Annotated in this window: 15 protein-coding genes; 3 read left to right on the top strand and 12 right to left on the bottom strand. The window is 33.2% G+C overall.

The features are described 5' to 3' along the window. Positions 1-11: 11 nt before the first annotated feature. Both Q2T46_RS13285 and Q2T46_RS13280 read right to left on the bottom strand, forming a co-directional pair. Positions 12-863: a MurR/RpiR family transcriptional regulator gene (locus Q2T46_RS13285; RefSeq protein ID WP_303265097.1), complete on the bottom strand. Its 852-nt coding sequence runs from the start codon at positions 861-863 to the stop codon at positions 12-14. Beyond that, entirely contained in the window at positions 847-1,551 is a 705-nt protein-coding gene (locus tag Q2T46_RS13280; protein ID WP_303265098.1) for an N-acetylmannosamine-6-phosphate 2-epimerase, read from the bottom strand. Before Q2T46_RS13280 ends, Q2T46_RS13285 begins: the two co-directional genes overlap by 17 nt. Positions 1,552-1,962: 411 nt before the next feature. Here Q2T46_RS13280 and Q2T46_RS13275 point away from each other — a divergent pair, with 411 nt between their 5' ends. Together Q2T46_RS13275 and Q2T46_RS13270 are read left to right on the top strand one after the other, a co-directional pair. Further along, on the top strand, positions 1,963-2,394 hold the full coding sequence (locus Q2T46_RS13275) for a HEPN domain-containing protein (RefSeq protein ID WP_303265099.1): 432 nt from the start codon (positions 1,963-1,965) through the stop codon (positions 2,392-2,394). Next, a complete protein-coding gene (locus tag Q2T46_RS13270; protein ID WP_303265100.1) occupies positions 2,354-2,755 on the top strand; it encodes a nucleotidyltransferase domain-containing protein in 402 nt (133 codons plus the stop codon). The genes Q2T46_RS13275 and Q2T46_RS13270 overlap by 41 nt, the downstream gene beginning before the upstream one ends. Positions 2,756-2,788: 33 nt before the next feature. On the opposite strand, the gene Q2T46_RS13265 is transcribed toward Q2T46_RS13270, so the two are convergent. The 8 genes from Q2T46_RS13265 to Q2T46_RS13230 form a co-directional block, all read right to left on the bottom strand. After that, positions 2,789-3,076, bottom strand: a complete 288-nt coding sequence (locus Q2T46_RS13265) for a hypothetical protein (RefSeq protein ID WP_303265101.1) — start codon at positions 3,074-3,076, stop codon at positions 2,789-2,791. A 144-nt stretch (positions 3,077-3,220) separates the two neighbouring features. Continuing rightward, positions 3,221-3,742 (bottom strand): YjbQ family protein, encoded by a 522-nt coding sequence (locus Q2T46_RS13260; RefSeq protein WP_303265102.1) that lies wholly within the window; start codon positions 3,740-3,742, stop codon positions 3,221-3,223. A gap of 16 nt (positions 3,743-3,758) precedes the next feature. Next, on the bottom strand, positions 3,759-4,448 hold the full coding sequence (locus Q2T46_RS13255; RefSeq protein ID WP_303265103.1) for a triose-phosphate isomerase: 690 nt from the start codon (positions 4,446-4,448) through the stop codon (positions 3,759-3,761). Between the two features lie 13 nt (positions 4,449-4,461). Continuing rightward, positions 4,462-5,313, bottom strand: a complete 852-nt coding sequence (locus Q2T46_RS13250) for a class II fructose-bisphosphate aldolase (protein ID WP_303265104.1) — start codon at positions 5,311-5,313, stop codon at positions 4,462-4,464. A gap of 96 nt (positions 5,314-5,409) precedes the next feature. Further along, the gene (locus tag Q2T46_RS13245; protein ID WP_303265105.1) at positions 5,410-6,657 is read right to left on the bottom strand and encodes a PTS galactitol transporter subunit IIC; all 1,248 of its coding nucleotides are present in this window, start codon (positions 6,655-6,657) and stop codon (positions 5,410-5,412) included. Between the two features lie 10 nt (positions 6,658-6,667). Continuing rightward, entirely contained in the window at positions 6,668-6,952 is a 285-nt protein-coding gene (locus tag Q2T46_RS13240) for a PTS sugar transporter subunit IIB (RefSeq protein WP_303265106.1), read from the bottom strand. A 21-nt stretch (positions 6,953-6,973) separates the two neighbouring features. Next, positions 6,974-7,453 (bottom strand): PTS sugar transporter subunit IIA, encoded by a 480-nt coding sequence (locus Q2T46_RS13235; RefSeq protein ID WP_303265107.1) that lies wholly within the window; start codon positions 7,451-7,453, stop codon positions 6,974-6,976. 53 nt (positions 7,454-7,506) lie between these two features. Next, a complete protein-coding gene (locus Q2T46_RS13230; RefSeq protein ID WP_303265758.1) occupies positions 7,507-10,437 on the bottom strand; it encodes a sigma 54-interacting transcriptional regulator in 2,931 nt (976 codons plus the stop codon). Between the two features lie 196 nt (positions 10,438-10,633). Between Q2T46_RS13230 and Q2T46_RS13225 the strand changes: the two genes are divergently transcribed. After that, positions 10,634-11,197: a Uma2 family endonuclease gene (locus Q2T46_RS13225; RefSeq protein ID WP_303265108.1), complete on the top strand. Its 564-nt coding sequence runs from the start codon at positions 10,634-10,636 to the stop codon at positions 11,195-11,197. 82 nt (positions 11,198-11,279) lie between these two features. Here Q2T46_RS13225 and Q2T46_RS13220 read toward each other — a convergent pair whose 3' ends face one another. Together Q2T46_RS13220 and Q2T46_RS13215 are read right to left on the bottom strand one after the other, a co-directional pair. After that, complete coding sequence (locus tag Q2T46_RS13220) at positions 11,280-12,443, bottom strand: mannitol-1-phosphate 5-dehydrogenase (protein WP_303265109.1); 1,164 nt, start codon at positions 12,441-12,443, stop codon at positions 11,280-11,282. Beyond that, positions 12,440-12,883 carry a PTS sugar transporter subunit IIA gene (locus Q2T46_RS13215; RefSeq protein ID WP_303265110.1) on the bottom strand — a complete coding sequence of 148 codons (444 nt, stop codon included), beginning with the start codon at positions 12,881-12,883 and terminating at the stop codon, positions 12,440-12,442. Before Q2T46_RS13215 ends, Q2T46_RS13220 begins: the two co-directional genes overlap by 4 nt. Between the last annotated feature and the right edge of the window lies 1 nt (position 12,884).

Below are 12,884 nucleotides of genomic sequence, written 5' to 3'. Positions count from 1 at the left end.
AACACCTTAAATCAATACAATTTGTCTAAAACTGCTTTAGCAGTTTTGTTTAGATTTTGAACTGCTTTATCTTTCATTTTCACTGCTATACACGTATATAAAATATCAAGTATATGAAGCTGAGCTATTTTAGAAGTTAAAGCACCACTTCTTAGTGGCGTTTCTTTTGCAGATGTTAGCAATACTATATCCGCTACTGCAGTAATAGGCGATCTTGCATAATTTGTAATGCAAATAACTTTTGCTCCAGCCTCTTTAGCTAACTTACATGTTTCTACAGTATCTTTTGTACTGCCTGAAAAAGATATTCCAATTGCTACATCACCTTCCTTAAGGTTAACCGCTGATATCGCCTGTATATGTGGATCTAAATTAGCATCAACGTTTAAGCCAAGCCTCATAAATTTATACTTTGCATCAAGTACAGTATAGCCAGATGCGCCAACACCATATATCTCTATCTTATTAGCCTTTATGATTTCTTCGACAGCCTTCTCAAGTTCACTGACTAACAACATTTTTGTCGTATTTGAAATAGCCATTGTATTCTCTGTAGTTATTTTTTGTAAAAGTACATCGATCGAGTCACTAAAAGTTATATTCTCATGTATACTTGTTTCTGGGCTTGTAGTCTCTTTTGCAATATTTAATTTGAAATCCTGAAAGCCAGTTAATCCAATATGTCTACAGAATCTAATTATTGTTGTTTCACCTACATTAATTTTTTCAGCGAGTTCTGTTATTGAAGAATAAAGCACTTCTTCTGAGTTCTCAAGAACATAGTCAGCTACTCTTTTTTCTGCATTTGTCAATGAATTGTATACACTTCTAATTTTTAATACGACGCTATTTTGTTCCTGCATATTTTACCGCCTTTCTTATTGATTCAGCAAAACGCTTTGTTATCTCTTGAGGTCTTGTTATTGCAGTACCTACTACTACTGCATACGCACCAAGTTCCAAAGCTTTAATGGCTTCTTCAGGCGTCCAAATTCTTCCTTCAGCAATAAGTGGAACCTTTAATGCTTTTGACAAATTTTCAATTAATTCAAAGTCTGGTCCATCAATTTTAGGGCTATAATCTGTATATCCGGAAAGTGTTGTAGATACAATGTCAAATCCTAAATTTTCCGCTTCAATTCCTTCGTTATAAGTAGATATATCAGCCATTACCAAAATATTCGGATATAATTTTTTTATCTCTCTCAATAGATCTTTTGTTGAAATATCTCCTGGCTTAATCAACTTAGTAGCATCAATCGCAACAATATCCGCACCAGCTTTAACAACAGCACTTACCTCTTCTATAGTAGGTGTTATATATGGCTTGTATCCTTCATAATTTTTTTTAATAAGGCCTATAATAGGTAGTTTCACTTCTCTCCTTATAGCTTTTATATCTTCAAAACCATTGGCCCTAATAGCCACCGCTCCTCCCATTTCTGCAGCTTTAGCCATTTTTGCCATTATTAATGGGCTGTGAAGTGGTTCGTCACTAAGTGCTTGACATGAAACTATTAGTCCATTTTTTATATCATCTAATACCTTCATTGGCATCTCCTCTTTTCTTTTTCTTATATTAATATATTCGACATTAATTAAAAAATTCCTTCTTTATTTTAATAAAAAAAGAAAAATTTTTTTGTAAAATTTAGCTAACAATTTAAGCTTTTTATCCAATATGCTATAGTTTTATATTTTTTATTAATTTTCACATTAGTCATTTTATTATTCCAAAAATTCTCAAATTACTACAGCATGATAAAAAAATTTTTTCCCTTTTTAAGAACATTAGCACTAAAATTTGTCAATAATTGTTATTTTATAATTTAGAATATTTGATATATAACAATTTTAAAAAAACTAAAAATATTCGATATAATCCATGATTTTACTTGTAGTTGTGTATCAAAAAATGCTAATGTATAATTAAAATAGTAAATTGTATTGGTGGTGAACAGTATGGATATGGATGAATATAATAGATGGTTTAATCAAGCAATTCACACTTTTAAATCAGCTTATAGGGATTATAAAGATGGAGATTATTCATGGTCATGTTTTAAAGCGCAACAAGCTGCGGAATATGCTATTAAAGCACTTTTAAAAGCGTTTGGAATTTCTATAGTAGGCCATTCACTTGTTAAATTAGCAAATGATCTCGATAATGCTGGAATTAATAAACCTGATGATTATAATAAGTGGGCTAGAAAACTTGACAGGGATTACATTCAGCCACGATACCCGGATGCTTACCCATCAGGAAGTCCTTACGAATATTATGATGAAAATGATGCTAAAATATCATTGGAATATGCACAAAATATTCTAAATTATGTGGAGGAGTATATAAATGAATGCAGCAATGATAATAAGGGAAAAGAAAAGAAATAATCTTATAGATATAGGCAAGAAATACTCAAAAATTATTAGTAATGTTTTACATCCTATGTGTGCTATTATAATCGGTTCAGTTGCCAGAGGAGATTTTAACGATAGTAGTGATATTGATGTAATATTAATATCTGATAAAATACCTGTTAATTATAAGGAAAGGATGAAACTGCTTTACGATTATGTTTTCGACGCGATTGAACCGAAGGGCTACAACACCTATGAATTTAAATTACTATATTTTAAAAAAAATCCAATTTCTGTCGAAGCAATTGAAAAAGGTATTGTAATTTATGATGACGGAATATGGGATAAACTAAAAAAAGATATTGCTTCGGGTTATGTTGGAAAAATACAGTAAAAAACGGCTATCATAGCCGCAGTCAATACATTTTCAATTCTTTTTATTTATAAAATCACTTGGAGATTTTAGGATTTTGATTGGTATTGAAAATAAAAATTTATTTAATTCGCTTATCAATTCTTCTGTTATTTTGAAAGACTTCTCTAATAATCCGATGTTTTTATTTTCTGATATAAATTCATCTTTTAGCTCTATCTCGGTTTTACAATCTTGACATTTAATTCTAATGATTTTTTCATCACCATTGTAATAAATCACGTGATTAGTATTTTTATTACAGTGCAAACAGAACAGCTCAGCTTCCATATACTTTATCATATAAACACCTCTTGTAAACTATTCTTGATATTAAAATATAGCCTAAAACTCCACCATATTTGTTCAATAAAGTGGAGTTCTGAGTATACGGTAATTTCTTGACTTTTAATACCGTTTCAACTAATAATAATTTTAATCCGAAAATTATTCTCCCAACACAATTATCTTACATTTACGGGTACGTGATCTTGTGCGATCAAAATCTACAAAGTAAATATAGCCTGTTGGTCCTACCCCTAATTTCCCATTGTCAACTTCAAATATCTGACTAGAACCAATCAATGTAGCTTTTAAATGTGCATCACAGTTTAGAAGTGCTGAACGATCACCGTTTGGAAGATAGTCTTCTACATCGGGCCATGATAATACTGCTTCATAATGTTTTTCACCAGGATAGTTATATTGTCCTTCCTCAACTTGATCTGGAATAATCTTTTTAAGGACATTATTTAAATCAGCCTGCAGATATTCATCACCATCTTCAGTATAATCGTGAACAAATTCTTCAAAAAACACAGAACATGTAGTATGAGGAGAAATTACAGCACAGATGCCATTTTGTATTTCGCTTTTTTTGATTATTTCCTTAACTGAAGGAGTTATATTAAAAAAGCTAGGTGTTCCTCCATGAGATGTTAAATAAATTTGTTCTTTATAGATTTTCATTCTAAGGCCTCCTTACTTATCTTAATTCATTTTTAGCTTTTACAATTGCCTGTATCATTTCTTCTAGCATTTTTACTCTATCCGGTGCATTGATTATGCCGCTTGTTGCTCCCGTCCCATCGGCACCATTTATTATCGTCTGATAAACATCTTCTCCAGAACTTATTCCCGCTGCCTGCATAACTAAGATATTGCTATTTATATCTTTTATTTTTCTCGTAGTTTCTCTTATATACTCATAACCGCTAGTTTTTCCTGTGCCAATTAAATCAGTTGGTTCACATAATAGTATGTCGGGTTCTAACATAGCTATGGCTGTAGCTTCTTCTACAGAATCAGCACACACAATTGTAATAAGATCTAACTCTTTTGCTCTTTTCATTGTCTTAACTAAATCCGATAGTTTTAATGAATGCTCAGCATGATTTAAAAATACTGCTTCAGCACCCGATGATTTTACGGATTCAGGCAGTACATAGCCCATCCCACGTCCAGGTAGTAACGGATCCATATGCTGAGCTGTAATTTTGATGTTTTTTGTATTAGATTTGATGTAATATAAATCTGCAAATGGCGCAGTAAAAAATATGTCGACATCATAATCTTCGACAAACTTGTCTGCAGCAAGTGCCAATCGTAAACTTTCTTCACCGTATAGATACGACTTAGGATTGACTACAAAAAATGGAACTCTTATACCATTCATTATTATCACCTCTTCATATGACATTAGCTTGTCTATATTTGTTTGTTTCAAATATCTCATAATAATGTTCTAGGCATTCTTTCATACCTTCTCTTTGAGCACAAAGTAACTCATAATAATCGTTGAATTGAATGTTTTTCACTTTATCGCATGCAGCAGTTACCAAATCAGTGTAAATGTTTATCTTGCTTATTCCTTCAGTAGCACATCTTCTTAGATTATTATCGCCAGAAGATGATCCTCCATGAAGTACCAAAGGAATATCTACAGCATTCCTAATTTCTCTTAATCTGTTAAAATCTATAACTGGTTTCCCTTTATAATGTCCGTGAGCAGTGCCAATAGAAATTGCTAAAGAATCTACATCTGTAAGCTCAACAAATCTTTTCGCATCTTCAACGGTAGTATATATACTAGCACTATTGTCATTATTTCTATAATTTTCACTGTTGCCAACATGCCCAATTTCGGCTTCTACAACCACTCCTCTCAAATGAGCATATTCTACTATCTCTTTTGTTTTTCTAACATTTTCTTCAAATGAGTCCATCGAAGCATCTATCATTACTGAATTGAATCCGTTGTCTATTGCTTTCATAATCAATTCTTTTTTTGTACCATGATCAAAATGCAATACTGCTGGAATTCTAGCTTTTTCACCATAGTATCTACCTAAATAAAGTGCTTCATCAAATGATAAGAAATCTTCATGTGCCTCTGCATAAGCTAAAATAATAGGTAAATTTAATTTTTCTGCAACTTCAATATATGCTTTTATAGAGTTTTGATCTACAAAATTTGGAGCCGGTATAGCAAAATTATATTTCCTTGCAATTTTAAATAATTCCTTTGATGATACTAACAAGAGATCATCTCCTTATATTTAATATTTTAAGATGGACAACATTTTCAAAATCTTAATGGGAGTTTTTTAATACTCCCATTAAGATTTCTTTATTATTTAGAACAGATTCATAATCTTTAAAATTATCCATGTTAATGGGTTAGCACCATCACATATACTTGATATTTGAGAAGCGCCACTAGGGAATTTAAATGCAGCATCTGTTGCAGCCTGCGTAAGAAGTGGTGCAACATTAGTTGCAATTAAAAGTCCTACACCAATTACAATTGCCCCTATTAATACTGATCTAAAAACATTACCTCTAGTAATAGGCGCTATCATCGCTACCATAAATGGTATTGTAGCTAAATCACCAAATGGCAAAACATTATTACCAGGCAATATTACTGCAATCAAAATCGTAATAGGTACTAAAATTAAAGCTGTAGATATTGCTGCAGGATGACCAACCGCAACTGCTGAATCAAGTCCTATATAGAATTCTTTGCCTGCAAATCTCTTCTGCATAAATGATTTTGCAGCTTCGGAAATTGGTATAAGGCCTTCCATGAGTATTTTTACCATCCTTGGCATCAAAAACATTACACCAGCCATAGACATACCAAGATTTAAAGTTGTCTTTGCATCGAACTTTGCTAAGATACCTAATACCAAGCCCAAAATTAATCCTAATACAACAGGTTCTCCAAATATACCAAATTTCTTATTAATTGTATCAGGATCTGCCTCAATTTTGCTAATATAAGGTATCTTGTCAATTAATTTATTCAATGGTATAGCTATTGGAACATATGCTGCTGAAAAACCATGTGGCAGGGAAATTCCTGGTAATCCATAAAAGTCTTGCACAGTTTTAGCTGTCCAATCTGCAAGCTTCAACACTATAGCTGCATTAATTGCTGCTGCAATTAAACCTAATGTTAAGTTACCTGTAGCTGCAGTAACAAGAGCGCCAGTAAAAGCAAAGTGCCAATAATTCCAAAAATCTACATTTACAGTCTTAGTCAATTTTGTAGCAAGCATTATGATATTAATAGCAAGTCCTAATGGAATAACAAAAGCTCCTACTTTTGATGCAAATGCAATTGCTGATGATGCTGGCCAACCAACATCAATCACATTTAATTTTACACCCATGTTTTTGACCATTGCTTGTGCTGCAGGTCCTAAATTATTAACAAGTAAACCTATCACAAGATTTATTCCAATGAATCCTATTCCGATTGTTAATGCAGATCGAAAAGCTTTGCCAGGCTTTTCACCTAAAATCATACCAAGTATGAAGATTATTATAGGAAGCATTACAACAGCTCCAAGGTCTAACAAATATTTTATTACACTCATTCATAACACCTCACTTTTTTAATTCATTTATAATCTCTTCAAGTACTTTTTCCTCGCCTATACCTGTTATCAGCGATAGAGCATTGATACTTTTTTTGCCAAAATTATCTTTTAAAATCGTTGTAGTCACGATAAGATCTGCATTTTCTGCATACCCCTTGATTTCTGTTACTTTGCATTGGATTATGTTTACATGCAGATTCTCCTTTTTACATGCTTCTGTTATTTTCTCTGCAACAACAGTTGATGTAGCAATTCCTGTTCCACATGCCACTATAACAGTTTTTCTTGTCATATTCATTCTCCTTTCAATATTTTAAACAGTTTCATCATTTAAAGTGCAATTTTTTATGATATTAATAATTTCATCACCTCCATCTTCTCTAATAATCTTCTCCAGCACTGAATCATCTTGTATCAGTTGAATTAGTTGCTGCAGCATTTCAACTTGACTATGTGCTTCATTCAATGCTATCATGAAAACTAAACTAACTTCAACATCTTCCAACGGATTTGCCATGTTTTTAAAGACAACAGGGTTTTTCAGCGTTGCGACTGCTATTGCGGGTTTTACTACATGCTCTGGATCTGTATGAGGTATCGCAACATTGTATTTATTTAAAAGCAAACCTGTTGGAAAAACTTTTTCTCTTTTTTTAACTGCTTCTAAATATGTCTCTTTGACATATCCGTTTTCAAATAGTTTCTTAAAAAGCACGTTAAAGACATCATCTTGACATACTGCATCAAAATTTGTAATAATTAATTCTTTGTTGAAAAACTCCGATATCTTCATATAATCTACCTCCTCATTGTTTACACCTATATATAATGCAAATACCGTGCCAATTAATTGGACGGTATTGTATTTCTTATAATTATTTCTTCTATATTTCTTGAACTTTTGGCTTCTTTTAAGTCCTTTAAGATTTTTTCATTCGATAAGACCTTGTACAAATCAAGCATATAATCTTTAGCATCTTCTTTCAAAGCCAGCATAAAAATTAAATCTGTTTTAAAATCTCCTTCCCAGTAAATAGGTTCTTTCAACTTTGCTATGGCTATGACAGGTTTTGTGACATATTTTGTATCGCCGTGTGGTATCGCAACGCCCCCTTTCATCCATGTGGCTCCCATTGATTCTCTCTTGTACACACTTAAAATAAACTTTTCATCCACATAGCCTTTCTCTTCAAGAAGTTCTACCATCTTGTCTATAGCATCGCTTTTCATCGACACATCCATATCAAATAATATCAAATCATCATCTAATATTTCTTTTAACCTGCTTTCAGCTTCTACATCAATCCCTATTAGATTTCTAAGTTTTATCAATCCTTCTCCATTCATTATTTCCTCAACAGAGATATATGGGATATCACTTATTTTAGGATCGATGGTTCCCACAAAAGCTTGAATATTATTTTTGCTTCTTATCTTATTTATTTCTGCGTCTAACTCTCTTTCACTAAAGAGCCCTACAGGTATTATTTTTAATCTATTTTTTATTTCCGGTATCTTATCCTCTATATACTTTTTAATCTTAAGTGCAGTGCCTTCGCCAGTTATACAGATGGTTATTATGGCTTTTGGAAGTTTGTTTGAATCTTTTACGCCTTCTACATGCCCAACATAAGACTTATTTTCATCTAGAGCATTTGCAATGTCATCTATTGTAGTATCTGGTATAACAGCTCTTCTCACAGCTTCCAGCACCATGACAGTGTCTACCCTTCCTATCGTCCTTGTTGGTATGCCTGTTCTTTTTGTTATGATTTCTCCAAAAGTAATAAGTGAGCCCATATCAACAAGTATAATGCACCCTTTACCTTCATCAACTTTTTTTACAACTTCAATCGTACGCTTCAGCGCAATTTCCGGGCTTTCATCAAGTGCCATTTCGATGCCGTGAGCTATATTTACGCCCAAAAGCTTATTTGCAACATCTGCCATGCCACACGCCACATGACCGTGTGTTAATACTATAACAGCTACATTTCCCTTATTTCCACTTTCATTGGCCGAAAATGTTCTTAAATACATAGCTACAAAACCAACCTCATCGTCTGTCAGCTCTATATTTAAAATTTTATTAATCCTTTCTACCATCTTTTTTGCCACAACGTATTCTCTGACATACTCTCTTTTGACGCTCTCCAACTGAGGATTAAATATTGATTTGCCGCTTTTAATTCTTTCATACGCCGCACTTAAATGTATGGCAAGTGCGTAAAATAGATTATCTTTTATATTTTTGTAGTTTTCTTTAGCTATGTCTATTGCCTCTTCCACAGCATACAGTATCTTTTCCCCTACAATCTCTTTTAATTCCCTCTTTGAAACGAGGCTCCTTGACCTTATGTCATTGGCAAATTTTTTTAATTCCGATTCGACTTGGCTGCCCACTATTTTATATATTTCCTCTCTTTTTAGTCCATCATTTTTAAGTTCAGTAAATCTGTCTTCTATAAACTGGTATATTTCATCAGGCAGCATATACCTATCTTCTTTTGGCAGCAGCTTACTTATTTTATTAGGATATATGATTACATCCTTGTCTGCGTATTCCTCTATATACGGCTCCCTTTTGCTGACCTTTAATAATCCCATTCTTACATGATTTGGCAAATCAGACAAGTTTATTGTTATTGTATTCTCTTTGCTATCTAACGTTTTTAAAAATCCCCTTGCACAGGCTACTTGTATATCACTCCTCATTTGACCTATATTTCCGGGGCAATCATAAAGCATCAAGGCCCTAAGCGCATCTGGCTTTAATTTTATCGGCTTATTTATTCTAAACGCTTCCTTTTTAAAGAAAAATTTTATAATTTCAAATCTCTCTGTATGAGGCCTTTCACTTATTGGCGGCAGTTCAATAACCATAGGTATCCTACGTCTAAATGTAAGGAGAAGCGATGATTCTGGATTTTCCGTCGTTGCTGCAATAAGCATTATATTAGCTTGCCGCTCGATGTCAGTCTCGCCAAGCCTTCTAAACCTACCCTTGTCAAGTAAAAAAAATAGGATCTCTTGTCCTTCACTGGGAAGCCTGTGGACTTCATCAAGAAATAGTATGCCACCGTCTGCTTTTTCCACAAGTCCAGCTTTTGACGATTCTGCACCTGTAAAAGCACCTTTGACATATCCAAAAAGCTGAGACATAAGAAGCTGTGGATTATCCGCATAGTCTGCACAGTTAAAGACAATAAAAGGGCTATCGCTTTTGAGCATGCCGGATTCTATCGCAAAATTATACATAGCTTCAGCAAGCTGGCTTTTGCCAACACCAGACGGTCCGAGTATCAATGTATGAAGACCATGTGGTGGATATAGTATTGCAGCTTTTGCTTGGCTTATCTGTGTTTTTAAACTTCCATCGTATCCTATTATCTCCTTAAAAGACATAAGATCACTTTCTCGTCTTATTTCATCATCTTTACCATCATCATTGTCTTTTACATTATCAGCCACTATAACTTCTGAACTTAAAATTTCCTTTTTTATCTGTGATGCTGCAAATCTCGATATGTCGTAGCCTAAATCGTTTAATCTCTTAGTAAACTTCCTGTCAGAGATCTCTCTATCTTCACTTAGAATCTTTTTAGCATCCTCGTATAGATACGGTTTTCTGCGCTCTCTAGAATCGGGTATACCATTTTCAAGCCTGTATTGAGTTACTTCTTCTCTATTTACTTTTAATATAGAAGCTATTTTTTCATCAGTGAGAGGGTTTTTCTTGTCTTCATTTTCTATTATCTTTACGATTTCATCCACTATTACCATCCCCCGTAAACAAATAATGCAAAAAATATGCCATAAATAGTGGCATGTTTTGTACGTGGTATATATTATATCATATATTGCATGTATAATATACGCATGATACAATGAAATTAATGAGGGAAAATTTTCATGAAGGTATAGATAGTTTTTAGAGAAATTGCTGGCAAAGATATAATTAAGAGGTGATATTATGGGATTACCTGATAAAAAAGAAGTATATACTTATGAGGATTATTTAAACTGGCCAGACGATAAAAGAATAGAATTAATCGATGGACAAATTTATTCGATGGCTCCTCCATCACGAATACATCAAGAAATCTCAGGTGCGATATATCTACAGTTTGCTAATTATTTAAAAGATAAAAAATGTAATGTTTATTATGCACCTTTTGGCGTAAGGTTTTCTGAAAAAAACGAGAAAGATATTAAAACTGTTGTAGAGCCTGATATTGCAGTTGTATGTGATAAATCGAAACTTGACAATGAAGGATGTAAAGGTGCTCCTGATTTGATTGTTGAAATTGTGTCACCATCTTCAGCAAGTAAAGATAAGATTGAGAAGTTTAATCTTTATGAGAAATACGGTGTAAAAGAGTACTGGATAGTAGAACCGGAGGAAAAGATAATAAGCGTCTTTACATTACAGGATAATAATAGATATGGAAGGCCTGAACCTTATACTGTAGGTAATAAGATTAAAGTTTCTATCTTTGATGATCTAGTTATAGATTTGAAAGATGTTTTTAGTTGAGATTTCATTTTGAATTTCCAATACAATAAAAGCCATGGTTTAAACCTTATAATTTTAGGTTTAAGACCATGGCTAAATCAGTTTATTTTATCTCGCCAGCTTTAAGTTCTTCGTACTTCTTTACTATCTTGTCTATAAGTATAGTTTCGTCTTTAAGTCCTGTCACTTTCTCCACTGTCTCTTGAAGTCCTAACGTACTTATGCTTTCTTGTATTTCCATAGCTTTTGGATCATCTGCGTAGTCAAAAGCAAATCCTGCCGCTATGCCGTATACAATATTTAAAGGCATCATGCCGGCCTCTAAGCATAATTTTGCAGGTGAAACAAGTCTATCACCGTTTGAAAGCTTCCTCACGGGGTCTCTACCCACTCTCACAACTTCATCCTTTAAGTAAGGATTTCTAAATCTTTCTATAACCTTATCTGAATACTCCTTTAATTTTTCCATATCAATTTTGTGCTTAAAATTCAGTCCCAATGAAGCCTCTAGCTGAAGATTTCTCACAATCTTATTTATAGTATCATCTTCTATAGCTTCGTGAATATATTTATATCCTTTTAGATAGCCTAAATACGCTGTCGTAGCGTGGGACCCATTTAACAAGAAAAGCTTCCTCTCTATATACGGCTCTAAGTCATCAACCAATTCGCAGCCTTTAATATTTAGCTCCCCTACAACAGCATTCTTTTCAATGTCCCATTCAAAAAATTCTTCTACTGCAACGTCTATGGGCGTTTCCTTTTCGATGTCTACATTTGGAACTATTCTGTCGACTGCAGTATTTGGAAAGCCGACTTTTTCATCTAAATACTTTTTCACATTGTCATTTGAGTTTTTGTATATGCTTTCTTTTAATATATTAGTTGCAAATAAGGCATTTTCGCAAGCCATAATGTTTAATGGTTTATCGCTTATACCTAATCTTTTATTTAAATAGTAAGCCAATTTTTCTCCTATGCTGTAAAGATTGTTGACTCCGACAGATGTTGTTATTACATCTGCATCTTCTATCGCTTTCAATAAATTTTCTTCATCATCTATGTGAATAGCTTTGACACCATTTACTTCTTCTTTCTTTATATCGCTTCCTAATATGAAAATATTGTAGCTTTGATATTTATTAATATTATCAACAAGTTCTTTAAATATATCAACAAAATATATATCATAATCAGATTTGTATAGTAAGCTTCCTATAAATCCTCTTCCTATGTTGCCAGCTCCAAAGTGAACTGCTTTTTTCATTGTTCTTCACCTTCTTGTAATATTTTGATAATTTCTTGTGGTGTCTTTGCATCTCTTAATTTTTTTACATTCTCTTCATATTGGCATGTTAAAGCAATGCTTGACAATATCTCCAGATGTTCATCATCTTTGCCGGCTATGCCTATAACTATATATGCGATATTGCCATCGCCAAAGTCTACTCCATTTGGGTACTGTATTACAACTATTCCAGATCTCTTTATATATTTGACGTATTCAGATACACCATGTGGAATTGCTATACCATTGCCAATATACGTCGTAACATCATTTTCTCTCGCTTTCATTCCTTCAATATACTCTTTTTCAACATAGCCTCGCTCTACCAACATCCTTCCAGCTCTCTCAATGGCTGAAAATTTTGGTTCAGATGCTTCATTCAATACGATGTTGTTTTCATTTAAAATATCGCTGTTCATT

The sequence above is a fragment of the Thermoanaerobacterium sp. CMT5567-10 genome, assembly GCF_030534315.2.
In the GTDB taxonomy this organism is placed as follows: domain Bacteria; phylum Bacillota; class Thermoanaerobacteria; order Thermoanaerobacterales; family Thermoanaerobacteraceae; genus Thermoanaerobacterium.
Note: the sequence above shows the minus strand (reverse complement) of the source record. Positions and strands in the feature narration are given on the sequence as shown.

Bases quoted from the DNA above. Each gene is read 5' to 3' on its own strand.
- Q2T46_RS13285 (WP_303265097.1), bottom strand. From the start codon at position 863: ATGCAGGAACAAAATAGCGTCGTATTAAAAATTAGAAGTGTATACAAT.
- Q2T46_RS13280 (WP_303265098.1), bottom strand. From the start codon at position 1,551: ATGAAGGTATTAGATGATATAAAAAATGGACTAATAGTTTCATGTCAA.
- Q2T46_RS13275 (WP_303265099.1), top strand. From the start codon at position 1,963: ATGGATATGGATGAATATAATAGATGGTTTAATCAAGCAATTCACACT.
- Q2T46_RS13270 (WP_303265100.1), top strand. From the start codon at position 2,354: ATGAATGCAGCAATGATAATAAGGGAAAAGAAAAGAAATAATCTTATA.
- Q2T46_RS13265 (WP_303265101.1), bottom strand. From the start codon at position 3,076: ATGATAAAGTATATGGAAGCTGAGCTGTTCTGTTTGCACTGTAATAAA.
- Q2T46_RS13260 (WP_303265102.1), bottom strand. From the start codon at position 3,742: ATGAAAATCTATAAAGAACAAATTTATTTAACATCTCATGGAGGAACA.
- Q2T46_RS13255 (WP_303265103.1), bottom strand. From the start codon at position 4,448: ATGAATGGTATAAGAGTTCCATTTTTTGTAGTCAATCCTAAGTCGTAT.
- Q2T46_RS13245 (WP_303265105.1), bottom strand. From the start codon at position 6,657: ATGAGTGTAATAAAATATTTGTTAGACCTTGGAGCTGTTGTAATGCTT.
- Q2T46_RS13240 (WP_303265106.1), bottom strand. From the start codon at position 6,952: ATGACAAGAAAAACTGTTATAGTGGCATGTGGAACAGGAATTGCTACA.
- Q2T46_RS13235 (WP_303265107.1), bottom strand. From the start codon at position 7,453: ATGAAGATATCGGAGTTTTTCAACAAAGAATTAATTATTACAAATTTT.
- Q2T46_RS13225 (WP_303265108.1), top strand. From the start codon at position 10,634: ATGGGATTACCTGATAAAAAAGAAGTATATACTTATGAGGATTATTTA.
- Q2T46_RS13220 (WP_303265109.1), bottom strand. From the start codon at position 12,443: ATGAAAAAAGCAGTTCACTTTGGAGCTGGCAACATAGGAAGAGGATTT.
- Q2T46_RS13215 (WP_303265110.1), bottom strand. From the start codon at position 12,883: ATGAACAGCGATATTTTAAATGAAAACAACATCGTATTGAATGAAGCA.